General features: G+C 55.7%; 18 protein-coding genes. 6 read left to right on the top strand and 12 right to left on the bottom strand.

Annotation, left to right across the window (positions count from 1 at the left end):
• The first annotated feature begins 46 nt into the window (after positions 1-46).
• Both C2U53_RS15585 and fba read left to right on the top strand, forming a co-directional pair.
• Positions 47-1,009 carry a carbohydrate kinase family protein gene (locus C2U53_RS15585; RefSeq protein ID WP_043001610.1) on the top strand — a complete coding sequence of 321 codons (963 nt, stop codon included), beginning with the start codon at positions 47-49 and terminating at the stop codon, positions 1,007-1,009.
• A 29-nt stretch (positions 1,010-1,038) separates the two neighbouring features.
• Complete coding sequence (gene fba, locus C2U53_RS15580) at positions 1,039-1,899, top strand: class II fructose-1,6-bisphosphate aldolase (RefSeq protein ID WP_104446093.1); 861 nt, start codon at positions 1,039-1,041, stop codon at positions 1,897-1,899.
• 100 nt (positions 1,900-1,999) lie between these two features.
• On the opposite strand, the gene C2U53_RS15575 is transcribed toward fba, so the two are convergent.
• The 5 genes from C2U53_RS15575 to C2U53_RS15555 all read right to left on the bottom strand — a co-directional run bounded on the left by C2U53_RS15575 (position 2,000) and on the right by C2U53_RS15555 (position 9,400).
• Positions 2,000-3,394: a DUF3999 domain-containing protein gene (locus tag C2U53_RS15575; protein ID WP_044259000.1), complete on the bottom strand. Its 1,395-nt coding sequence runs from the start codon at positions 3,392-3,394 to the stop codon at positions 2,000-2,002.
• Positions 3,391-6,069 carry a DUF2339 domain-containing protein gene (locus C2U53_RS15570; RefSeq protein WP_104446092.1) on the bottom strand — a complete coding sequence of 893 codons (2,679 nt, stop codon included), beginning with the start codon at positions 6,067-6,069 and terminating at the stop codon, positions 3,391-3,393. Before C2U53_RS15570 ends, C2U53_RS15575 begins: the two co-directional genes overlap by 4 nt.
• Positions 6,070-6,183: 114 nt before the next feature.
• Entirely contained in the window at positions 6,184-8,052 is a 1,869-nt protein-coding gene (locus tag C2U53_RS15565) for an amidohydrolase (RefSeq protein ID WP_104446091.1), read from the bottom strand.
• Between the two features lie 21 nt (positions 8,053-8,073).
• The gene (locus tag C2U53_RS15560; protein ID WP_043001615.1) at positions 8,074-8,619 is read right to left on the bottom strand and encodes an antibiotic biosynthesis monooxygenase; all 546 of its coding nucleotides are present in this window, start codon (positions 8,617-8,619) and stop codon (positions 8,074-8,076) included.
• Positions 8,620-8,758: 139 nt separating this feature from the next.
• On the bottom strand, positions 8,759-9,400 hold the full coding sequence (locus tag C2U53_RS15555) for a hydrolase (protein ID WP_043001616.1): 642 nt from the start codon (positions 9,398-9,400) through the stop codon (positions 8,759-8,761).
• Between the two features lie 269 nt (positions 9,401-9,669).
• Between C2U53_RS15555 and C2U53_RS15550 the strand changes: the two genes are divergently transcribed.
• Positions 9,670-10,572 (top strand): LysR family transcriptional regulator, encoded by a 903-nt coding sequence (locus tag C2U53_RS15550; RefSeq protein WP_044259007.1) that lies wholly within the window; start codon positions 9,670-9,672, stop codon positions 10,570-10,572.
• On the opposite strand, the gene malZ is transcribed toward C2U53_RS15550, so the two are convergent.
• The 5 genes from malZ to phoB all read right to left on the bottom strand — a co-directional run bounded on the left by malZ (position 10,566) and on the right by phoB (position 17,724).
• Entirely contained in the window at positions 10,566-12,383 is a 1,818-nt protein-coding gene (malZ, locus tag C2U53_RS15545; RefSeq protein WP_043001618.1) for a maltodextrin glucosidase, read from the bottom strand. The two genes, C2U53_RS15550 and malZ, sit on opposite strands and share 7 nt — an antisense overlap.
• 137 nt (positions 12,384-12,520) lie before the next feature.
• On the bottom strand, positions 12,521-13,894 hold the full coding sequence (gene proY / locus C2U53_RS15540) for a proline-specific permease ProY (RefSeq protein ID WP_104446090.1): 1,374 nt from the start codon (positions 13,892-13,894) through the stop codon (positions 12,521-12,523).
• Between the two features lie 77 nt (positions 13,895-13,971).
• Positions 13,972-15,291 carry a branched-chain amino acid transporter carrier protein BrnQ gene (brnQ, locus tag C2U53_RS15535; protein WP_104446089.1) on the bottom strand — a complete coding sequence of 440 codons (1,320 nt, stop codon included), beginning with the start codon at positions 15,289-15,291 and terminating at the stop codon, positions 13,972-13,974.
• 406 nt (positions 15,292-15,697) lie between these two features.
• Entirely contained in the window at positions 15,698-16,993 is a 1,296-nt protein-coding gene (gene phoR / locus C2U53_RS15530) for a phosphate regulon sensor histidine kinase PhoR (RefSeq protein WP_043001621.1), read from the bottom strand.
• Positions 16,994-17,034: 41 nt separating this feature from the next.
• A complete protein-coding gene (phoB, locus tag C2U53_RS15525; RefSeq protein ID WP_043001622.1) occupies positions 17,035-17,724 on the bottom strand; it encodes a phosphate response regulator transcription factor PhoB in 690 nt (229 codons plus the stop codon).
• 196 nt (positions 17,725-17,920) lie between these two features.
• On the opposite strand from phoB, the gene sbcD reads away from it, so the two are divergent.
• Positions 17,921-19,123: an exonuclease subunit SbcD gene (gene sbcD, locus C2U53_RS15520; protein ID WP_104446088.1), complete on the top strand. Its 1,203-nt coding sequence runs from the start codon at positions 17,921-17,923 to the stop codon at positions 19,121-19,123.
• Positions 19,120-22,263: an exonuclease subunit SbcC gene (sbcC, locus tag C2U53_RS15515; protein WP_104446087.1), complete on the top strand. Its 3,144-nt coding sequence runs from the start codon at positions 19,120-19,122 to the stop codon at positions 22,261-22,263. Before sbcD ends, sbcC begins: the two co-directional genes overlap by 4 nt.
• Positions 22,264-22,302: 39 nt before the next feature.
• Here sbcC and mak read toward each other — a convergent pair whose 3' ends face one another.
• Positions 22,303-23,211, bottom strand: coding sequence for a fructokinase (gene mak / locus C2U53_RS15510; protein ID WP_104446086.1), 909 nt, complete (start codon positions 23,209-23,211; stop codon positions 22,303-22,305).
• 125 nt (positions 23,212-23,336) lie between these two features.
• Between mak and rdgC the strand changes: the two genes are divergently transcribed.
• The gene (gene rdgC, locus C2U53_RS15505; protein WP_044259030.1) at positions 23,337-24,248 is read left to right on the top strand and encodes a recombination-associated protein RdgC; all 912 of its coding nucleotides are present in this window, start codon (positions 23,337-23,339) and stop codon (positions 24,246-24,248) included.
• 37 nt (positions 24,249-24,285) lie between these two features.
• Here the strand turns inward: rdgC and ppnP are convergent, their stop codons facing one another.
• A complete protein-coding gene (gene ppnP / locus C2U53_RS15500) occupies positions 24,286-24,570 on the bottom strand; it encodes a pyrimidine/purine nucleoside phosphorylase (RefSeq protein WP_042324593.1) in 285 nt (94 codons plus the stop codon).
• Positions 24,571-24,631: the final 61 nt, after the last annotated feature.

The following is a 24,631-nucleotide window of genomic DNA, read 5'->3' as shown; positions in this document are numbered from 1 at the left end:
GGGAAGGGATGTCTTCCCGCAGCTGACAAAATAATCAGGAGTTGTTATGGCTATCTTGTCCATCGGGTTTTCATGTTTTGATCAGTTTTTCTTTTTGAACGAATGGCCGCAGGAAAATACCAAAAATTTCTGCCATGACTTTATTGAAAGTGGCGGCGGCCCGGCAGCAAATGCGGCGTGGTTGCTGGGATTATGGGGTGAAGATGTTTATTACATTGGCCATCTGAACCAGGACCTTTACGGTCAGCGTATTATTGATGAGTTTGCCCAGGCGGGCGTCGATACCAGTCAGGTCGTGTTCTCTGATGAAATGATCACACCGCTGGCATCGGTGCTGGTAAACCGCTTAACGGGGTCGCGGACGATAATTACCCGTAAAATGCAAACGCCACCTTCGCTGACTTATGACCAGAAGCTCAAGCTTGATGATTTGGCTGAACGGTTGATTGCGTCAGACGAGCCCGTAACGCTATTAATTGATGGTCATGAAGCCGAAATCAGTGAATATTTAATTAAGAAACTGCCATCGGCACGGGTGGTCATGGACGGCGGTTCATTACGTGACAGTAATATTAAACTAGCGGCCTGGACCGATTATTTTGTGGTCAGCGAGCATTTTGCCCGTGACTATATGGGATATCGTGCCCTGAGTACCGAAGCGGAAATTAAAGCAGCGCTAATTGAGTTAAATAAAATTTGCCGTGGGGAAGCCTTTATTACCCTCGGGGAAAAAGGCTGCGCGCTATTAAAAAATGGTATGCTGCAAATTGTGCCTGCCTGGCTGTGCAATGCCGTTGATACCACTGGCGCAGGAGATGTATTCCACGGTGCCTTTACTTACGGCGTTCATTATTCATGGCATATTGATAATATCATTTTATTTGCCAGCCTGACTGCCGCCATTTCCATAGAGAAAAAAGGTGTCCGCGAATCTATGCCGGACCTTGCCGTTGTCCACAACTCGTTAAATAGCTACGAAAGAAACTTAAAGCAATATTTTGGCGAGTAATTGCTTTTAATGAATATCAAGAGGTGATTATGTTAGTTTCTATGAAGGACATGCTTCAGCATGCCCTACGGGACGGTTATGCCGTAGGACAATTCAATATCAATAATCTGGAATGGGTCGGTGCGGTATTAAGCACCGGACAACAGCTACGCTCTCCGGTTATTTTAGGCGTTTCCGGCGGTACAGTTAAACATATGCTGGGATTAAAATGTATTCATGACATCGTGGTGAATGCGATGGATTATTTAAACATTGATATTCCGGTCGCACTGCACCTGGATCATGGGACCACCCGTGAAGCCTGCGAAGCGGCTATCGACGCCGGATTCAGTTCTATTATGTTTGATGGTTCGCACCTGCCGTTTAACGAGAACCTGGCCATTACCCGTCGTCTGGTTGAACTGGCCCACAGCAAAGGCATTTCGGTTGAGGCTGAACTGGGCACCATCGCCGGCAGTGAAGATGGTATTGTCAATTCCGAGGTTATCTACGCCAACCCACAGGAGTGCTATACCCTGGTCAAAGAAACCCAGGTCGATTGCCTGGCGGCAGCGCTGGGTTCAACCCATGGACTGTATAAAGGCAAAGCTAAACTAGGGTTTACGGAGATGAAAACCATTTCCGAGTTGGTGAAAGTCCCCCTGGTATTGCACGGCGGCACCGGTATTGCAGACGATGACATGCGTAAAGCCATTGCCTGCGGGACGGCAAAAATTAACGTCAATACCGAAAACATGTACGCCTGGTGCCAGGAAGTGAAAGCGATATTTGCTGCCGATACCGGTCACGACGTCAATGACCCGCGGAAAGTGATCAATCAGGGGCTAAAACCGGTACGCGAGATGATTGCGCGGCGCATCGAACTGTTTGGCTCGCAAAACCGCTATTAGAAACGTTTGGCCTCATCGTGTGACGCCATCTCAGGGAAAACCCGCCGCCGGTCAACGCCGGGGCGGGCGATATCGTGCTGACGGCGAGCCTTTTTATCGCTTACTGCGTCCCATCCTTTTTGACTTCCCGCCAGATACGCCAGGCCATTAGCGCCAGAATGGCAACACCCAGTATCAGCGCCACCCACACCAGCACCGTTTTCCACTGGCTTTGTTGCTCGGCAGCCGATGTTGCCGTCAGTCGCGCCTCGCCGCCGAGGGCGACCTCATTCTGCGGCGTGGCCCGTGGCAGAGCGTCTATCTCCTGTGTTTTACGTAGCGACACTGGAATCAACAGATCAAGACCGATATCCGCTTTTTGCGCCGCCCGGTTGCCCCAGGCCAGCATGTAAGGCCCTTTCCCCTGAGTATTAAACACCAGTTGATAGCTGTCGCGCGCGCCGCTCAGCGCAGGCAGTCTCTCCGGCAAGCGAGCGTTAATGGTCGTCATCCGAACGGCGTCAACCAGCCCACCGGAAAGACGAATATCCTCCGAACGCTTGCCGTTCAGGCGATAAAGCACGGTTTTCGTCAGTGGCTGCCAGGGCGCTTTTTCAGCGCTACGCCACGCCAGCTCTACCGGTAAAACGCCTTCATCATCCAGAACGATGCTGAGCGAAGTCAGAGGCTGCGGCTGTGTCCAGCGCCAGATCGCTTCGTCATTGGACACCTTTTCCTCTTGCGCGCCGATCTCGATTCGTGCGGATTCCGGCGCGCTGTTTTCGGCAATGGCGGTGACGCTGTTTAACGTCAGCGCCGGGCTTTGCGAATCGAGGATCACCAGCAGATAACGATTCCCATCGGCAGAAAGTCTCAGACTGGCGCTGATGGTATCCATTTTCAGCCGATCGTTATCACGCGTCAGCGCCAGCAGCGGCGCCTCTTCCTGTACGGACCGCCAGTAGCGTAAATCACGACTGGCATAGACCGACGCTTTCCCCTGCCAGTTGCCCGTCGGGGTCTCCCAGTTCAGACGCAGTTGCTCCAGGAAAAAGTCGTCTTTCATCTCCTCCGGCAGCATCAGTAAATAGCTCTGTCCAACCGTTTTAACGTCATCACTTTCCAGATGAATTTCAATGCCGGTCTTCGAGCGTAAGACAAAAGATTCCCCGCTACGTCTCCCCTCCTCACGCGGCGGGACGGGCGACATATCCAGCGGGAAGAGTCTCAGCGTGACCGTTTGCGGTGTAACGGGTTGGGTTTTCTGCGCCACCAGCGTAAACGGCACCGTCTCCCCCGCATGATTAAAAACGCGGACGTCGCGCAAATCTGGCCAGGCGGTCCCCAGGTACACCGCCTGCGGGAGCGACACGCGATACCACGGCGATGTGCCGAGCGTTTCCAGCATAACGCCCGTCGCGTAATCCCTCGGTGACTCCTTCACGTCATCACTGCCGATGGCGGTGCCTGCCACGCCCAGTAGCACACTACATAATACCGCTTTCATCCATTTCATTTTTCTTCTCCAGCTTTGGGCGGTAACGGTGAAAAATACCCGACAATGAGCACCAGTATAGCCACACCGATAAACGCAACCGCACGCGCCAGGCCGCCGCCACGCGCGCTGTCCACCAACATCAGTTTCACAATCACAATCCCTAACAATGCCGCCCCGCACAGCCATTCCCGGCGTGAACGATAGCGAGTCGCGCGCAGCATCACCACCAGCGCCACCAGCATCCAGAACAGCGCAAAACAGGTCTGAATCAGCCGCGAATGCCACAGCGCTTCCATGTTCCACGCCACGTCGCCATACCAGGCCAACGCGCGCAACAGCATACCGTTCAGCCACCAGAAGCCAAGTGCGACCAGGGCAACCACTGGCCACGGACGACATACCGACACCTGCACCGGGAAAAAGCGCAGGCAGGCGCGATAAAACACGATCAATCCCAGTAATGCAAAAGCCGCCCCTTCTTCCAGCGGATTGAGCAGCGGTAGCCAGGTCTGACGGTAGACTACGCCGTCCTGCAAATTGGTCAGCACTAACAGCCCGACCAATGCCGCCGCGACGGGAATCAGCGCCTGACAGGCATACAGCGCGGGCCAGACCCGTAACGGCCAGAACTGACGACGAACGGCCATTGCGACGAAGAAAATTAGCGCACCGCCTGCCGCCATTGCCACACCGCTGCCCCAGGCCGCCATGCCCCACGGCAGGTCGCGGGCAAACCAGAACAGTTCCGTCGCCAGCGCCAACATAATCATCCAGAAGAATGAGAGATGCGCCAGCCTGGAAAGACGCGGCGGCAACGCCTCAGCATCACGCCAGAGCAACGCCACCGCCGCCGGCAATGCCAGACACCAGGCCAGATTCTGCCAGCCTGCGGCAAAAATCTGCTGCTGAGAAATCTGAAACAGCAGCGCCACCAGCATCATCGGCCATAGCAACCATTTGCAGGCATCCAGCGCCTGCCACGTCAGGCGTGCGGCGGCAAATCGCCAGCCCCAGACCGACACGGCCATCAGCGCCAGCACGCCCGCCATCACCTGCGAATCGGAGGTCAACTGCCACTGCGCCGCGCCCGCGAGCGCCACAATCCAGAATATCACCCCGCCCGCCAGCAGTCCCATGCTGCCGCGCAGATGAATCTTGCGCCACAGCCACGCCCCTGCCAGCCAGCAAACGCTAAGGACGGCAAAGATCAGCATCAGCGAAAGCGCAGTGGTGCCGTTCGCCTGCGCCCACAGCGCGCTGCCGAACGCCAGCACCAGCAGTGCGGTACCGCTGTAACTCATGCGTCGCTGCTGCTGTTGTACTCCCAGCCACAGGATCCCCACCCCTTCCAGCGCCCAGGCCATGGCCGTCCACTGCGCCGACAGCGCCAGCGGGATCGCCAGCGTGGTAAACGCGCCGCCCAGCGCCAGTGCCGCCAGCACCAGCGGTCGGCCCAACGACGGGTAGCGACGTAATGCCAGCCAGGCCAGCACCAGATAGAAACCACCGTAGCCCAACGCGCTGAGCGCCGGACCATATTCCCAGTGGCGGATAATGGCGTACTGCATGCCAAAACCGATCAGCGGCGGCGCAAACAACAAAACGCCATCAATAATCTGCTTGCCCTTCGTCTGCGCTCGCAGCGACAGCGCCACGCTCAGCACGCCAAAAAGCAGAATGTTGGCTATCAGGAACAATTGGCAGTTCAGGTAATACGCTGGCTGATAGTCATCCAGCCCCCAGAGGCCGCCAACGCCAAAGGTGAAAAGCAGGCCGAGCAGATTAAGCTCGCGCCAGTGTTGCCAGGCGCTGATCGCCAGAATGCCGACCGAAAGCAGCAAATAGAAAGAGAACAGCGCGACATAGTTACCGCTTCCCGTCGAAAGCAGCAGTGGGGCAAGATAGCCACCGAGGCTTGCCAGCATCGCCAGACTGAGCGCTTTTTGCAGAATCGCCAGTCCTACGCTTGCTGCGCAGATAACCACCAGCAGCACAAAGGCCAGCGTCATCGGCAGCATTTGCCAGAGGCGAAACGCGCCAAAGACGGTGAGATAGAGCGCACCTGTCGCCCCACCCTGCAAAATGAGAGCATAGATCGGCTGTTTATGCCGCAGACGCCAGCCTATCGCCAGCAGGACAATCGCAAACAGCGCCGCCGCAACCAGACGCAGCTCAAGCGGGAACAGGGAGTGCTCGACCGTATAGCGCAACAGGAAAGAGAGACCGAGGAAGAGAAGCAGGATCCCCAGCTTAGCCAGCGGATTGCCCTGCATAAACCAGCGCACCAGCGATGACACCACGCCGCCAAAAGCGGAGGGTTGCGCGGCGGCAACAGGGACGTCTCTTTCGACGATTTTCTCGGCGCTTGCCGTGTTCTGCGGCGTATACGAGCGCCAGGGGTTGACGTGAGCCGGTTTGGGTTCAGGTTCAGGTTCAGGTTCAGGCGCCGCCACCGGAATCGGAGCTGGGTCGCTCTCCATAACCGTCTCCGCAGGCTGAACCGGTGCCGCTGCCGTCGGTGTCATCGCAGGGGCAACAACGCCACGTTGTTCAAGCTCCTCTACCCGACGGCGTAAGCGGGCAAGCTCATCACGCGTCGTTGAACTTCGGCTGATGGCGACAATCGCCAGAACAGGCACCACGACCAGTGCGAAGAACAAAATGATGCAGCCGAGGATTAAAAGGTCGTCCATGTATTCACCTTCACTGTACGGGATCAACTAAGATTGACACAAATTGTTGCATTCGCGCTATCTCTGAAGGTGAAAATGCCGGATATGCCGTTAACGACACATCCGGCTGGCGCGTTAAAATGCGAAGCACGAACAGCCGAGCGCGCCCCAGAAGGCCCGATCGTCAGACACCGGGATCCCCGACTGGCGGGCAATATCATGCTGATGACCGTGTACGCCGCAGCTCCCGCAGCACTGGTGCATCTGCACCACGGCGCCTGCTTTCGCGGCGGCTGGCGGCGCCGCGCGATAGTGCCCCGGCACGTTCACCACCGGAGACCAGTCCGGGACGACCGGGATCGCTGGCGGCGCGAGCGGAGTAAACGGTCCGGCGGCATACACCACTTTGCCATCGACAATCGTCATCACCGACTCAATACCTTTGATCTCCTCTTCCGTGACGCTGAAATAGTCTTTTGACAGCACCACCAGGTCGGCCAGTTGATCTTTGACAATGCGCCCTTTTTTGCCTTGCTCGCTGGAAAACCACGCGCTCCCTGCCGTCCACAGTTCCAGCGCCACGTCGCGCGGTAAACGGTTGTTGTCGTCATACATCGCCGTACCGCCGACCGTGCGCCCGGAAACCAGCCAGTACAGCGCCGTCCATGGGTTATAGCTGGCGACGCGGGTGGCATCCGTTCCGAGCCCCACCGGCACCTCGGCGGCCAGCATTTTCGCCACTGGCGGTGTCTGTTTCACCGCTTCTTTCCCGTAGCGGTCGATAAAGTATTCGCCCTGGAAGGCCATACGATGCTGTACCGCAATGCCGCCGCCCAGTGCTTTCACGCGATCGATATTGCGCTCGCTGATGGTCTCGGCGTGGTCGAAGAACCAGTGCAGGCCATTGAACGGAATATCACGGTTCACTTTCTCGAACACATCCAGCATCCGGCTGATCGATTCATCGTAAGTGGCATGCAGACGGAACGGCCAGCGGTGCTCCACCAGGTGGCGCACCACGCGCTCCAGTTCATCCTCCATGCCTTGCGGTAAATCCGGGCGCGGTTGCAGGAAGTCTTCGAAATCCGCTGCGGAGAAGACCAGCATCTCCCCGGCTCCGTTCGCACGGTAGAAATCGGTCCCCTGGCCCGGCTTGAGCATATCGGTCCAGCGCTCAAAGTCTTCCAGTTCCTGCTTCGGTCGCTGCGTAAACAGGTTATAGGCAATGCGCACCGTCATCTGATTGTTGGCATGCAGTTGCTCAATGATCTCGTAATCTTCCGGGTAGTTCTGAAAACCGCCACCAGCGTCGATGGCGCTGGTCAGTCCGAGACGGTTCAGTTCACGCATAAACTGGCGGGTGGAGTTCACCTGCATCTCCAGCGGCAGTTTTGGCCCTTTCGCCAACGTCGAGTAAAGAATCATGGCGTTAGGTTTGGCGATAAGCATCCCGGTAGGGTTACCGTTACCATCACGGACGATCTCGCCGCCTGCCGGATCGGGTGTCGCTTTGGTGTATCCCACGGCTTTCAGCGCCGCGCGGTTTAACAGTGCACGATCGTACAGATGCAGCACGAAAACGGGAGTATCCGGCGCGGCGTCGTTAAGCTCTTCCAGCGTCGGCATCCGGCGTTCGGCAAACTGAAATTCACTCCAGCCGCCCACCACGCGAACCCACTGTGGCGACGGGGTTCGATCGGCCTGTTCTTTCAGCATACGCAGCGCATCGGCCAGCGAGGGTACTCCTTCCCAGCGCAGCTCCAGATTGTAATTCAGCCCACCGCGGATCAGATGCAGGTGGGAATCATTAAGCCCCGGAATCACAGTGTGACCTTTCAGATCAACCACCTGTGTACCGTCTGCGGCAAAACGCATCACCTGGTCGTGCGTTCCCGTGGCGAGAATTTTTCCGTCCTTGATCGCCACGGCTTCCGCCTGCGGGCTATGGCTGTCGAGGGTATGTATTTTTCCGTGGGTCAGAATCAATGAGGCAGTTTGAGACATAACGTTCTCCTGATAAGCCGATCAGGCTTTTTTTAGCCAGCCGGCAAACAGACGGGTTACGATGGGCATCCACAACCAGACCACCAGCGCAACCACACAGGCATCGTTAATCAGATGCAGTAACAGCGTTCCCTTCAGCGACGGCAATAGCATGCCGGTCAGCCACGGCACCAGATTAGTGCTGGGAAAAATAACCAGCAGAGTGATCAGGAACTGCTTCCAGCGCAGCGGTTGACGGACGTGTGGCGCGGGGGGCGTAAACCAGAATGCCGCTTCGGTGTGGATCTCGGTTTTATCGCCTTCCGCCAACAGCGGAGCGATCTCTTCGACCAGGAGCCGTCGCGTATCTGATTGCGTCCAGTTATAGAGATGCTCGAGCGTGTCGAAACGAATGATGATGCTCCACAGATTGTGCCCGTCCGTCGGGCGAATGACGTTCGCGCCAAGGTGTCCGGGAAATTCCGCCGCAACCGGCATAATTTTCCCCAGCCATTGTTCATATCGCGCCGCCTGATTGGGCTGCAAAGTATGCGTAATCACCAGCGTCACAGGTTTATTCTGCGCCATGTTGGGTTCCTTGCTGAAGGTTAATGGCGGGTTACCCCGCCATCAGACTGCTGACAAAGAAGGAAAAAGGTGGTTTTCCCTTCTTTGTGGTTATCAGCCGAGAATCAATGAATTGATTTTCCTGGTTTTTAATTCAGAATCAGGCCTTACGTTCCGGTGCGCCATGCACCATCGTGTAGGCATAATCCACGCCCATGCCGTAAGCGCCGCTGTGTTCACGAACCAGATCCATCACCGCGTCATAGGTCTCTTTGCGCGACCAGTCACGCTGGTACTCCAGCAGAACCTGCTGCCAGGTCACCGGTACGGCACCGGCCTGCACCATGCGATCAATCGCGCGCTCATGCGCATCAACAGAGGTACCGCCGGAGGTATCCGTCACCACATACACTTCGTAACCGGCTTCCAGCGCCATCAGTGCCGGGAAGGTCAGGCACACTTCAGTCCATAGCGCAGAGATAATCAGCTTTTTACGCCCGGTCGCCGCCACGGCTTTCACAAAGGCCGCGTCTTCCCAGGAGTTCATGGAAGTACGTTCGATAGGTTTCACATCCGGATGCACCGCCAGTAACTCAGGCCAGATGTAACCACTAAAACTTTTTGTTTCGACTGAAGTATAAATGACCGGCACATTAAATATTTTGCCTGCTTTCGCCAGTGCGACGGTATTATTTTTCAGCGTCTGGCGATCAATATTCGCAACCCCAAATGCCATTTGCGGCTGATGGTCAATAAAAATGAGCGTCGAGTTAGAGGGATTAATCAGTTCCCGAATAGACATAATATACTTCCTTAATCAATGAGTTAGAAATTGACGTCTGGTATCCGCCGTCAGCCATCAAATCCTGAATCAGAAAGCCTGTTTAGTATAGTTGGAAATTTCTAACGACTTATTAAAGAAAACTTACCAGCGTATGAAATAAGCCTTTTCCGGCGATATAGTCTGGCACCTTCAAAAAAATGCGGATCTTCCGTCTAATTTATTCACTGGTTTTGTTTATCGCTATTCGGTACAACAGTGAGGTTTACTTTCAGGGATATATTCAACCTATGCGCATTAATCTGGACGTTCTGCTTATCCTGGACGCTATCGACAAATACGGTACTTTTGCCGCCGCTGCCGAATCGTTGTTTAAGACGCCCGCGGCGCTCAGCTATATGATTCAGAAGCTGGAAAAAGACCTGAACATCGAGCTGCTTGACCGCTCCGGGCATCGGGCCAAATTCACCGACACCGGACTGATGATGCTGGAAAAGGGGCGTTTGTTGCTCAGTGCGGCAAAAGATCTGGAAAAGCAGGCGCTGCAACTGAGCTCCGGTTGGGAAAAAGAGCTGGTCATTGCGCTGGATGTTTCCTTCCCCTTTGAGGTGGTGTTACCTCTCATCGACGCCTTCCACGCGCTGAACAAACAAACGCTGCTTAAATTTTCGTATCACACGCTGGCAGGGTCATGGGAAGAGCTCACGCATAATGGCGCGGATATCATTCTTGGCGCGATTAACGAACCACCGACCTCTGCCGCGTGGTCCTACAAAATGTTAGGGACTCTGGATAATGTTTTTGTGGTGGCGCCCAATCATCCGCTGGCCGCACTCTCTGACAGACTGACGAATGAACAACTCTGCCTGCACCGCGCCATTGTCATCAGCGACAGCGCGCGTTTTTGCCATCCGCTGCAAACTAACCTGATGGAAGAACAGCCGCAAATCCATGTTGACGATTTTCACAGTAAAGTGGCGCTGCTGCGCGCCGGGATGGGCTGCGGTTTTCTCCCGCGGCATATCGCCAGCCCGTGGCTTGCCACGGGCGAACTGGTCGAAAAAAGCGTCATCTCTTTTCGCGAAAAAGATGTCGCCTATATGGCATGGCGCGATGGTAGCCACGGGCTGGCGCAGCAGTGGTGGCGGGAAACGCTGCTTGCCAGCCGCGACATCGCGCAGTTGTATCAGTGATTCAGCCAGAGGGTGGCGGAAATCGTCGGCAGCGACAGGACGTCCTCAACCAGCTGCCCTTTTCCTTCTTTACAACGCCATTCTGTTACGTTCAGCAGCGGTGACGCCGGGAGCACCACCTCACACGCCTCTCCGCGGTTAATGGCTACCAGCACGCGCTGCTGCTGGTAGACGCGCAAAAATACCACTACGTTGTCTTCCGCATAAACCACCTGGCACCCACCGTAGCGTAACGCCGGGATACTATGCCTCAGTTTCGCCATCCGCTGGTACAGGGCAAGCAATGTGACATCCTGTTTTTCCGCCTGCCAGGGAAACGTCTTGCGGCAGAACGGATCGTTATCGCCATCCAGTCCCACCTCATCGCCATAATAGATACAGGGCACGCCGGGCCAGCTAAACAGCCAGACTACCGCCAGCGGCAGGCGGGCGACATCGTTGCCCAGTAGCGACTTGAAACGGGCGGTATCATGACTGTCGAGCTGGTTGAACATCCTCAGTTGCTGCTGATGAGAGAGCCCGGCGCGATAGTTTTCCATCCACGCCATGCAGGTCTGCGCGTCAATCTGCTGAGGATCGTAAGAGATATCGGTATTGGCAAGAAACCCCCACAGCGGAAAGGTGAAGCCACGATAGTTCATCGCAGCATCTTCTGCATCCGCCTGCAGCCACTGTCGCGCGTCACCAAAGTGTTCGCCAAAGACGTAGGCTTCTGGTTGCGTTTCCTTCGCCGCCTGAACGATCCCGGCGACATGCTTAAGGTTGTTACGCGCGCCGCCCGCTTCACCCAGCATATGCACGACATCGAGCCGCCAGCCGTCCATGTTCCACGGCGCTTTCAGCCAGTGACGAACGATGCTGTCTTCGCCGCGATATATTTCGTTGACCAGACTTTCGGACTGATAATCCAGCTTCGGCAGACTGGCGTATCCCAGCCAGTCCAGCGCAACGCCGTCTGGCGAAAAGCTGTACCAGTCACGCCAGGGGGATTCTGGGTTATGGCACGCGCCGCCGGAGCCGCGCTGATAACGATCGAACCATGTATGAGAGTCGCCGCTGTGGTTAAACACGCCGTCCAGCACCAGCCGCATTCCCTGCTGCTGCGTTTTCTGCCGCAGACGCATTAACGCCTGATCGCCGCCAAACTGCGGATCAACATGACGATAATCTTCGGTGTCGTACTTATGCACGCTCGGCGCAGTAAACACAGGGTTCAGGTACAGCGCGGTGACGCCCAGTTTTTTCAGGTACGGCAGCTTTTCGCTGATACCGTCGAGGTCGCCGCCATAAAACGTGGAGCCGCCAGCCTGCGCGGTCACCGGTTCATCCCAGTCACGTAGCACAATCTCCTGCCCGGCGGCGTGATGGTAATAAACCTTATCCTGCTCTGCGTCGCGTGACGAACTGCGGGCAAAACGGTCAGGAAAGATTTGGTAGAAAACCTGATCGGCCACCCACTGCGGCCCGCTGTCCGGTGCATCTACGGCAAATTGCTCCAGACGAGCAGGCGGAAAACGGCTGAACCCAAGCGGTGTAAACCACAACTGGCGATCGATCCAGAGCAGTTTGAAGCTGTAGCGCCGACGCGGCTGCCCGCTGCGAAGATCAATCGCCGCACGCCAGGCGGTCACGCCCGGGAACGGCTGCGTGCGTAATTTATGCATCGCCAGCGCAATTTCTTCGTTGTCATTCTCCGCACGCAGCGTGACGCGCTGCGGCAGGTTCTCCCCCGTCAGCCAGAGCGTAATGGCCAGTTGGTCTTTGTTTTGCTTAACAAATGGGGCAACCGGTAGGTGCCAGGCGTTCAACATCACGTATCCCCTTTGATGAAAATGAGCACACCTTGCCATAGCGATTTACAGGATAACTCATCATCTGAAGGTTTATTGGGGGAGGAGTTCGGGGGAGGAGAAATGACCGGATGGCATTCACGCCACCCGGTACAATCTTACTGCGCTTGCGCCATCGGGCGATCGTGGCGACGCTTGAACATCCAGCCAATCATCAGCAGAACAATCCAGCCACAGCCCACGTACAGCGAGATGCGGGTGTCGGGATGATAGCCAATCAGTCCGATGATAAAGACGAGGAAAATCAGGCCTACAATGGTTGTTGCCACGCCACCCGGCACTTTAAACTTCAGCGCTTTCACCTCTTCCGGCGGCAGACGACGACGGAACGCGATTTGCGACAGCAGGATCATAATCCACACCCAGACCGTCGCGAAGGTCGCCAGCGACGCAATCACCAGGAAAACATTCTCCGGCATGATGTAGTTCAGATACACCGCAAACAGCAGAGCGATAGTCATCACCATCACCGTGACCCACGGGATCCCCCGACGCGAGGTTTTGGCGAACACTTTTGGCGCACTGCCCTGCTCCGCCATCCCGTGCAGCATACGACCGACGCCAAAGACGTCAGAGTTGATCGCCGACAGTGACGCCGTCAGCACCACAAAGTTAAGAATGCTGGCGGCAAAGGTAATACCGAGATGCTGGAAGGTCAGCACAAACGGGCTGCCATCGGTTCCCACCTGGTTCCACGGGTAGATAGACATAATGACAAACAGCGTCCCCACGTAGAACACCAGAATACGCATCGGCACCGAGTTAATCGCGCGCGGAATGGATTTCTCCGGGTCTTTCGCTTCGCCGGCAGTGATACCAATAATTTCAATACCGCCGTAGGCAAACATCACCATCTGCAACGACATCACCATCCCCAGCCAGCCGTTGCTGAAGAAGCCGCCGTTGCTCCACAGGTTATGGATCCCGGTCGGTTGTCCACCGTTGCCAATCCCCCAGATGATGATACCGAAACCAGCCACGATCATGATGATGATGGTGGCGACTTTAAAGAAGGAGAACCAGAATTCCAGTTCACCAAACACTTTCACGCTCATCAGGTTGATGGCACAGATGATCAGCACCACGCTGAGCACCCAGATCCAGTGCGGCACTGTCGGAAACCAGACGCCCATATAGATGCCGAATGCGGTCACGTCGGCAATGGCGACAATCAGGATTTCAAAACAGTAGGTCCAGCCGGTAATGTAACCGGCGAGCGGGCCGAGGTTTTCCTGCGCATAGCGCGAAAAGGAGCTGGCAGAAGGGTTGTGTACCGACATTTCACCCAACGCACGCATAATGATATAGGCCGCCACCCCGCCAATAATGTAGGCCAGCAGCACGCTTGGCCCGGCCATTTTAATGGCATCCGCAGAGCCATAAAACAGCCCGGTGCCAATGGCTGAGCCCAGGGCCATAAAGCGAATGTGTCGGGTGCTTAGCCCACGCTTCAGCTTGTTATTACTTTCCATCGATTCCTAACCCATCAACACAATAAAAAACCACGGGGCCAGTAATAGCCCCGTGGTTAAAACACTTTTCCGCAATCTTAGTGTGCGCTGGAGGTCACCTGTCGACCTGCTGCGCGATCCCAGACAACCGCCAGGACCACCATCACGACAGTGGGCATTAACCACGCCAGACCTTGTTCCGCCAGCGGTAAGCGCTGGGTCCAGGCTGGTAACACGTCGCCGATTGCCGATGCTTTAATACCATCAAGGATACCAAAAATCAGGCTGATAAACATTGCCGGAGCAATGACGCGGGTCGAATTATGCCACCATGAGCGGGTAAAACTTAATACAACCAGTGCGATACACGGCGGGTAGATCGCCGTCAGCACCGGAATAGAGATCTGAATCAGATGGCTGAGCCCCAGGTTGGACACCACCATTGAGAAGCCGCCAAGAATAAACACCAGTGTGCGGTAGGAGAGCGGCACATACTGAGCAAAGAATTCCGCACAAGCGCAGGTCAGGCCGACCGCCGTTACCAGACAGGCGATAAAGATCAGTGCCGCCAGCAGCAGGCTGCCCGCACCGCCAAAGGTGTGCTGAACATAGGCATGCAGGATCGCCGCGCCGTTCGCCGACTGATCGACCAGCGTAGCGCTGTCAGATCCGAGACGGAACAGTGCGAGGTACAGCAGCGTTAATCCGACACCCGCCATCAGGCCAGCCCAGACGGTGTAACGGGTCAGCAAACGCGCTTCGGTTACGCCGCGAGAACGCGCGGCGTTAACAATAACGATACCAAAGACCATCGCGCCCAGCGTGTCCATCGTCAGGTAGCCATTAACGAAACCATTGGAGAACGCGGCGGTCTGGTACGCTTCCATCGCATGGCTGATCGGACCGGCAGGCCAGATGATGGCCGCAACGGAGAGCACAATCAGCGCCAGAATCTTCAGCGGCGCCAGGAAGTTACCCACGGTATCCAGCAGTTTGCCCGGATAGAGCGAGACCAGAATGACAATGGAAAAATAGACCACGCTGTAGATAAACAGTGGCATAGCCGAATCGCCGGTCAGCGGGGCGATCCCCACTTCAAAAGAAACCGTCGCGGTGCGCGGCGTGGCGAATAACGGCCCGACGGCCAGATAGCAGACAGTCGCCAACAAAACGCCAGCGACTTTACCGATAGGGGTACTCAGACTATCAACACCACCACCGACTTTCGCCAGCGCGATAACGGTCAACACCGGTAGCCCAACAGCGGTGATCAGAAAACCGAATGCCGCCATCCAGACGTTTTCGCCTGCCTGCAAACCAACCATTGGAGGAAAGATGATGTTCCCTGCGCCGACGAACAGCGCAAAAGTCATAAAGCCCAGCGCAATAATATCGCGCGATTTTAACTGATGGGTCATAAAGCTTACGGCCTGTGGATGTGGTGTTGATTAAATTAACGTAGTGTCTTTCCCAGCGGGAAGAAACAGCGGTTTTTTTAAGCTATTCCAGAGGGATATCTCCCATAACCTGGAAAGCAGAGAATAGTTTTTCGATTTACCGCCTGAATACAGTCAGTCTGACAGCATCTGGGGCGCAATTTAAACGCTTATAACGTTTTAAAGCAAGGAGGGATCCAAAAACCGGAAGATTATAGTGATATCAAATCTCATACCAGTGTAAAACACCATACTACAGAAAAAGTCATGGCTTATCATGCGAACAAAAAACAACCAGACGTTGATAAATTCAGCAGACTTATCTTAGCCGCAAAGAAAATAAGCCAGCATTGGCTGGCTTATGGAAAGAAAACCTTACGATTGCACTTTAAGCACTTTTTTTGGCAATTAATCGTTCCGGCAGCACAAAACTAAAGCGCGTCCCTTTACCCAGTTGACTGTCGATCATCAGGCGACTTTCATGATGATTCACCGCGTGTTTGACGATAGCCAGCCCCAGTCCACTGCCGCCCGTTTGCCGCGAACGCGCTTTATCAACGCGATAAAATCGCTCCGTTAACCGCGGGATATGTTCCGGCGCAATGCCCGGTCCGTTATCCTCCACGCTAAACTCCGCGCCGTGCGGTACCGTCTGCCAGCGGACGGTGATATGGGTTCCCGCTGGCGTATGGTTCACCGCGTTATACACCAGGTTGGACATCGCGCTACGCAGTTGTTCTTCATTCCCCAGCACTTTCAGCTGGTTATCCACCTCAAAGCTAAAAGTGTGCTTCTGCTGACTGAGCGTCTGCGCCTCGCGTTCGACCATGCGCAATATCATCGGCACATCGACCTGTTCATTGAGCAAAAGCGTCGGTGCGGCTTCAATTTTCGACAGCGTGAGCAACTGTTTTACCAGTCCTTCCATGCGCGAGGTCTGGTCGCGCATCGTTAACAGCGCTTTTTCGCGCGTTGCCCCTTCCAGCGTCTGCTCGTGCATCATTTCAAGATAGCCCTGCAACACCGTAAGCGGGGTACGCAGCTCGTGGCTCACGTTGGCGAAGAAATTACGTCTTGCGCCTTCGAGCTGGTGCATCTGGGTCATGTCGCGCGCCACCATCAGCAGTTGCTTATCGGTATACGGCATAACGCGAATTTCCAGATGTCGCCCAGTATTAAGCACCAGATTCAGCGGCCGACTGAAGTCCCGCTGCTTGAGGTACTGCGTAAACTCCGGGTAGCGCAGCAGGTTAAGGATGTTCTGTCCGCTATCGTCCGGCCAGCGTAAGCCCAGCACCTGTTGCGCCAGACCGTTACACCAGAAGATCCCCCCCTCTTCGGTGGTCAATACCACCGCATCGGGCAGCGACTCCGCCCCGCTGCGAAAGCGTTTAATCAGATTGCCCAGCTCGCGACGACGCTTTTTATTGCGCAGTTGCATCTGATGCAAACCGTACAGCAGCGGTTCCCAACTGCCTCGTCCCGGCGGCGGCGTCATGCTTCTGTCGACCCACAGCCACCATGAGAGACGTAATAAATTCCAGAAATGCCAGATAAGCAGTCCTGTTACCGATGCCAGTAAAAACCACGGCAGGTAACCAAAAAATGCACTTAGGATGAAGGCCGGGATACAGCAAAGTATCAGCTCCAGCACCAACCTTTTCCATGACAGCCGTTCCAGCACGGGTCACTCTCCCTTCAGAGCCAGGCTCTTGTTCTTGCCTTTCAGAAACGGGTCGAAAAACGATACCCTGTCCCGCGAACCGTCTGCACCATCCGATCGTGGCCGCTGGCTTCCAGCGCCTTACGCAGACGGCGAATATGCACATCAACCGTGCGATCCTCAACGTAGACATTGGTGCCCCAGACGTGATTCAGCAGTTGTTCACGGCTGTAAACCCGCTCGGGATGCGTCATAAAGAAATGCAGGAGTTTAAATTCTGTCGGCCCCATGTCGAGTGGGTTGTCGCCGGTCATCACGCGGTGCGATGTGGGATCCAGGCTTAACCCCTGCATCTCGATGACCTCTTCCACCGCCATCGGCGAGATCCTACGCATCACCGCTTTGATACGGGCAACCAGCTCTTTCGGCGAGAACGGTTTGGTAATGTAATCATCCGCGCCAGTTTCCAGGCCGCGTACGCGATCCTCTTCTTCCCCTCTGGCGGTCAACATCATGACCGGAATATCCCGGGTCATCGCTTCACGCTTGAGGTGTTTAATAAACTGTAGACCAGAACCGCCGGGCAACATCCAGTCAAGGAGGATCAAATCCGGCCAGGGTTCATTAAGCTGGTTCACCGCACTGTCATAATCTTCAGCTTCAACGGGTTGAAAGCCATTTTGCTCAAGCACGAAACAGACCATTTCGCGAATTGGAGCTTCATCTTCTACGACCAGAATACGTCTCGCCATGATTTGCCCTGTTATATAAGTTGCTTATCATCATCTGTCTTAATGCGGCGCCATTATGCGTCAGTTTTATGACAGATTTATGAAAATGTATGCTGACGTTAACCTTAGGTTGTTGATTTATGACACCCGAGAAACGAGATATTACAGCTCCCGAATGGTTATAATCCCCTTTATGCTTTTTTGCCATGGAACCGTTATGCGCATCCTTCACACCTCTGACTGGCATCTGGGACAAAATTTCTACAGTAAAAGCCGTGCCGCTGAACATCAGGCTTTTCTTGACTGGCTGCTGGAAACGGCGGTTAAGCAGCAGGTGGACGCGATCATCGTGGCAGGCGATATCTTCGATACCGGCTCACCACCAAGCTATGCCCGCGAGCTCTATAACCGTTTTGTGGTCAACCTACAGCAAACGGGCTGTCATCTGGTGGTATTAGCGGGAAACCATGATTCCGTCGCCACGCTGAATGAATCCCGTGAGATTCTGGCGTTTCTCAATACCACGGTAGTGGCCAGCGCCGGTCACGCGCCGCAACTCCTGCATCGTCGCGACGGTCAGCCCGGCGCGGTGCTGTGCCCGGTGCCGTTTTTACGCCCGCGCGACATTGTCAGCAGTCAGGCGGGACTCTCCGGTCAGGAAAAACAGCAGCATCTGCTGGGTGCCATCACCGACTATTATCAGCAGCAATACGAGGCCGCCTGCGCGTTACGTGGCGATCTCGCCCTGCCGATTATCGCCACCGGCCACCTGACCACCGTTGGCGCCAGCAAAAGTGACGCTGTGCGTGACATTTATATTGGTACGCTGGATGCTTTCCCGGCGCAGAACTTCCCGCCTGCCGATTATATCGCGCTGGGCCACATCCACCGGGCGCAGAAAATTGGCGGTACGGAGCACATCCGCTACTGCGGCTCGCCCATCGCGCTGAGCTTTGACGAATGCGGCAAAAGCAAGTACGTGCATCGGGTGGACTTCCAGGACGGCGCGTTAGCCGGCGTTGAGGAACTCATCGTTCCGGTTACGCAACCGCTGGCAATATTAAAAGGCGATTTCGCCGCCATTACCGAACAGCTGGAGCAGTGGCGTGACAGCCCTCCGGCCCCCCCGGTCTGGCTGGATATCGAAATCACCACCGATGAATACCTGCATGATATGCAGCGGAAAATTCAGACGCTGACGGAAACGCTGCCCGTTGAGGTACTGTTAGTCCGACGCAGTCGGGAGCAGCGCGAACGCATGTTGTGTAACGAACGCCAGGAAACGCTGAGCGAGCTGAGCGTGGATGAGGTATTTACTCGCCGTCTGGCGCTGGAAGAACTTGAGCCGCCGCAGTGCGAACGCCTGACAGCACTTTTTCACCGCACACTACAGACACTGTCCGGGGAGCATGAGGCATGAAGATTCTCAGTCTGCGCCTGAAAAACCTCAATTCGCTGAAAGGGGAATGGAAGATCGATTTCACGGTGGAGCCCTTTGCCAGCAATGGCCTGTTTGCCATTACCGGGCCTACGGGGGCGGGTAAAACCACTCTGCTCGACGCGATTTGCCTGGCGCTGTACCACGAGACGCCACGCCTGAATACCGTGTCGCAATCGCAGAACGATCTGATGTCCCGCGATACGGCGGAATGTCTGGCGGAAGTGGAGTTTGAAGTCAAAGGCGAAGCGTATCGTGCGTTCTGGAGCCAGAACCGGGCGCGCAACCAGCCCGACGGTAATTTACAGGTTCCGCGCGTTGAACTGGCGCGCTGTGCCGACGGGAAAATCCTTGCCGACAAAGTGAAAGACAAACTGGAGATGACGGCGGAACTGACCGGTCTGGATTATGGTCGATTTACCCGTTCGATGCTGCTCTCGCAGGGGCAGTTCGCCGCCTTCCTCAACGCGAAGCCGAAAGAGCGTGCGGAACTGCTGGAAGAGCTGACCGGCACGGAAATTTACGGCCAGATCTCTGCCCAGGTGTTTGAACAGCACAAAACCGCACGCACCGAACTGGAAAAATTACAGGCGCAAGCCAACGGCGTCGCGCTGTTAGCCCCCGAGGCGTTGCAGACGCTGACAGAAAGTTTGCAGACACTCACTGACGAAGAAAAACAGCTGGTCGCCCAGCAGCAGACTGGACAGCAGCAGTTGAACTGGCTGACGCGACAGCACGAACTGCAGACCGACGCGAACCAGCGTCAGCAGATGCTGCAGGTTGCCCAGGAAGCGCTGGAAAACGCCCAGCCACAGCTGGCAACGCTCAGCCTCGCACAGCCTGCCAGAGCGTTGCGACCATTGTGGGAGCGCATTCAGGAACAATCCGCTACCGTCTCCCGTACTCGCCAGCAGATTAACGAAGTAAATACTCGCTTACAGAGTAGATTCACGCTTCGCAACCACATCCGACGCCAGGCAGAGCAACAGTCCACCGCCCTGCTCGCTACGCAACAGACGCTGAGCGAGTGGCTAAACGAACACGATCGCTTTCGCCTATGGAACAACGAGTCAGGAGGATGGCGCGCCCTTTTTGCTCAGCAGGCCAGCGATAACGTTCAGCTGGCAAAATGGCAGCAACAGCAGGTCAACGATAGCCGCAAGCTGGAATCGCTGCCGCCAGTGACGCTCAATCTGACGGCAGAGGAAGTCGCAGCGGCGCTGGTGCAACATGCGCAACAGCGTCCTCTGCGCCAGCAACTGCTTTCGCTCCATGGTCAGATTGTTCCCCGACTGACGCGTTTGAGTCAGCTTCAGGCGACGATAACGCATAACAAACAGGAACTGGCCCGACTCAATACCCTGCTGGAGGCAAAGCGCCAGCAGTATAAAGATAAATATCAGCAGTATCAGGATGTTAAAACACTCTGTGAGCAAGAGGCGCGGATCAAAGATCTGGAAAGCCAGCGTGCGCAGTTGCAGTCCGGCCAGCCCTGCCCGCTTTGCGGTTCCACCACCCATCCTGCTGTCGCGGCATATCAGGCACTCGAACCTGGTGTTAATCAGGCGCGACGCGATGCGCTGGAAAAAGAAGTCAAAATGCTGGCCGACGAAGGCGCCACCCTGCGTGGACAGTCCGAGGCAGTCAACCAGCAGCTACAGCGTGACGAAAGCGAAGCGCAGACGCTGGCTAAAGATGAGCAAGCGCTCACTCAACAGTGGCAAACAACGATCGCCGCACTGAACCTCACGTTACAGCCGCAGGATGATATTCAGCCCTGGCTGACGGCGCAGGACGAACACGAGCAGCAACTCTACCAGTTGAGCCAGCGCCATGACCTACAGGCGCAAATTACCGCCCATGCACAGCAGGTGGCGCAGTTCCGCCAGCAAATCGACCAGCGCCAGGCGACGCTGGCAGCACAGTTAAGCCGCTATACGTTGTCACTTCCTGAGGAAGGCAGCGAGGAGGCATGGTTAGATGCGCGCGCGGCAGAGGCACAAACATGGCAACAGCGGCAGACGGAGTTGACGGCGATACAGGCGCGCATCGCGCAGCTCACCCCGCTACTCGAAACGCTGCCCGCCGTTGATACCGACGCTGAAGATGATGCAAGCGTGACGCTGGAAAACTGGCGTCAGGTTCATGACGAATGCGTGTCGCTGCGCAGTCAATTGCAGACATTACAGCAGCAGGAGAAACAGGAAACTCAGCGCGCTGCCGATGCGCAGGCGCAGTTCGATGCCGCGCTGTCGCACAGTTTGTTTGCCGATCAGGCAGCATTTCTTGCCGCGCTGCAGGATGACGAGGCGGTCACGCGTCTGGAACAGCTAAAACAGTCGCTGGAAAACCAGGTTCAGCAGGCACAGACGCTCGCCACACAATCGGCGCAAGCGCTGACGGCACATCAGCAACAACCGCCAGCGGGTCTGGATCCCACGCTGTCGATTGAGCATGTTCAGCAAACCGTGGCGCAGCTTAACGATCGGGTACGCGATAACGCTACGCGTCAGGGCGAAATACGCCAACAGCTAAAACAAGACAGCGACAATCGCCAGCAGCAGCAGACGTTGATGCAAAAAATCGACAACGCGATGCAACAGGTTGAGGACTGGGGCTACCTGAATGCGCTAATCGGCTCTAAAGAGGGGGATAAATTCCGCAAATTCGCCCAGGGGCTGACGCTGGATAACCTGGTCTGGCTGGCGAACAACCAGTTGACCCGCCTGCATGGTCGCTATTTACTGCAACGTAAGGCCAGTGAAGCGCTGGAACTGGAGGTGGTCGATACCTGGCAGGCCGACGCCGTACGCGATACCCGTACCCTTTCCGGTGGCGAAAGTTTCCTGGTCAGTCTCGCGCTGGCGCTGGCGCTCTCCGATCTGGTCAGCCACAAAACGCGCATTGACTCGCTGTTCCTTGATGAAGGCTTCGGCACGCTCGACAGTGAAACGCTGGATACCGCCCTTGATGCGCTGGATGCGCTCAACGCCAGCGGCAAAACCATTGGCGTGATTAGCCATGTAGAAGCGATGAAAGAACGGATTCCGGTGCAGATCAAGGTGAAGAAAATCAACGGACTAGGCTACAGCAAACTCGACAGGATGTTTGCCGTAGAATAACAGGTACGACAGGCCGGATAGCGCCGGCCTCTCCTGGCACTATTCCTGCGGCCAAAGCCACGCCGCACCGCGCACGCCGCTGGAATCTCCGTGCAGAGCCTTACGTACCGGCGTTTCGCACTCACCACCAAACACAAACCGTTTAATTAGCGGCGGTATCGTTTTGTACAGGCGGTCAATGTTGCTCATTCCGCCGCCGAGAACGAAAACGTCCGGGTCAAGAATATTCACCACATGAGCCAGCGATTTTGCCAGCCGCAGCTCATAGCGGCTGAGCGCCAGTTCGGCCAGCGCATTTTGCTCCTCCACCAGACGGATAATCTCACTGCCTTTTAAGGCGTTACCGCTCAGGCGCTGGTAATCGGTGGCGAACCCGGTACCAGAAATAAACGTCTCAATGCATCCCTGTTTTCCGCAGTAGCAGGGGACTTCTTCACGGTAGCGAAGCTCATCCTCATCCATCCACGGCAAAGGGTTGTGACCCCATTCGCCCGCCGTCCCATTGCCGCCGATGTGCGCCCGACCGTTGAGCGCCACACCTGCGCCGCAGCCGGTACCAATAATCACGGCAAAAACCGTCATTGCCCCGGCAGCCGCTCCATCAACGGCCTCAGAAACGGCCAGACAGTTCGCGTCATTCGCCAGACGAACGTCACGCTGCAGACGGGTGCTGAGGTCTTTATCAAACGGCTGACCGTTCAGCCACGTGGAGTTGGCATTCTTCACCACGCCGATGTAAGGCGAAATGGAACCCGGGATCCCTATCCCTACCGTCCCCGTTTGTCCGGTGGTCTGCTCCGCCATCGCCACCAGCGTGGCAATGGTTTCGATGGTTTGCTGATAGTCATTTCGCGGCGTCGGCAGACGATGGCGGAACAGTTGTTCACCAGCCTCACTGAGCGCGATCACTTCCGTTTTGGTGCCGCCTAAATCAATACCAATACGCACACGGTGTTCCTCTTTTTTTGGGAATATCAACAGAGTAGAGCGAGGTATAGGGAATGGCAATGCAAGCCTGCCGACAATTCGTTACTATACGCGCTGGATTTAACGACAAGGCCGTGGAAATTATCATGCTGTGGTTCAAAAATTTAATGGTTTACCGTCTTAGCCGCGATATTTCATTGCGTGCCGAGGAGATGGAAAAACAGCTAGCCTCGATGACGTTTACCCCTTGCGGTAGCCAGGATATGGCAAAAACGGGCTGGGTGCCGCCAATGGGATCGCACAGCGATGCGTTGACGCATACTAACAACGGCCAGATTTTGATTTGCGCGCGTAAAGAAGAGAAGATCCTGCCCTCTCCGGTGATCAAACAGGCGCTGGAAGCGAAGATCGCCAAACTGGAAGCCGAACAGGCGCGTAAGCTGAAGAAAACCGAGAAAGACTCGCTGAAGGATGAAGTGCTGCATTCGCTGCTGCCGCGCGCCTTCAGCCGCTTTAGTCAGACCATGATGTGGATCGACACCGTGAACGGATTGATCATGGTGGACTGCGCAAGCGCAAAAAAAGCGGAAGATACGCTGGCGCTGCTGCGTAAGAGCCTCGGCTCTCTGCCGGTGGTTCCGCTGGCGCTGGAAAACCCGATTGAGCTGACGCTCACCGAGTGGGTGCGTTCCGGCACCGTGGCGCAGGGCTTCCAGTTACTCGACGAAGCCGAACTGAAAGCCATGCTGGAAGACGGCGGCGTGATCCGGGCAAAGAAACAGGATCTGGTGAGCGACGAGATCGCCGTGCACATTGAAGCCGGTAAAGTGGTGACCAAACTGGCGCTCGACTGGCAGCAGCGTATTCAGTTTATGATCTGCGATGACGCGTCGATTAAGCGCCTGAAATTCAGTGACGAACTCCGCGATCAAAACGAAGACATCGACCGGGAAGATTTCGCCCAGCGTTTCGACGCGGACTTTATCCTGATGACCGGCGAACTGGCCGCGTTGATTCAGAATCTGGTGGAAGGTTTAGGCGGCGAAGCGCAGCGCTAAACGAAGATTCCCTCTCCGCACGGAGAGGGAAAAAATATTACAGATAGCGGCAAAGATAAGAGGTCGGTTCTGCGACCTGTAAATGAAACTCGCTATGGCCCGGGACGTTAAATACTTCTCCTGCGGCATACACTTTCCATTCGGTGGTATCCGGCAGTAACACATTCAACGCGCCGCTTACGACCGTCATCTCTTCAGGCTCTGCGGTACCGAAGGTGTATTCACCTTCCAGCATCACGCCTACACTGGCACGGCCAGTACTGCTGCTGGTAAAGCCGATTGATTTTACTTTGCCGGAAAAGTATTCGTTACTTTGAAGCATAAACGGACCCTGTCTCGTTGGTAAATTGACAACCAATATAGGGGGCAGCCCTTTGGCCTGT

The organism is Citrobacter sp. CFNIH10 (assembly GCF_002934585.1).
GTDB lineage: Bacteria > Pseudomonadota > Gammaproteobacteria > Enterobacterales > Enterobacteriaceae > Citrobacter_A > Citrobacter_A amalonaticus.
The sequence above is the reverse complement of the archived record's forward strand: the minus strand, read 5'-3'. Positions and strand labels throughout refer to the sequence as shown.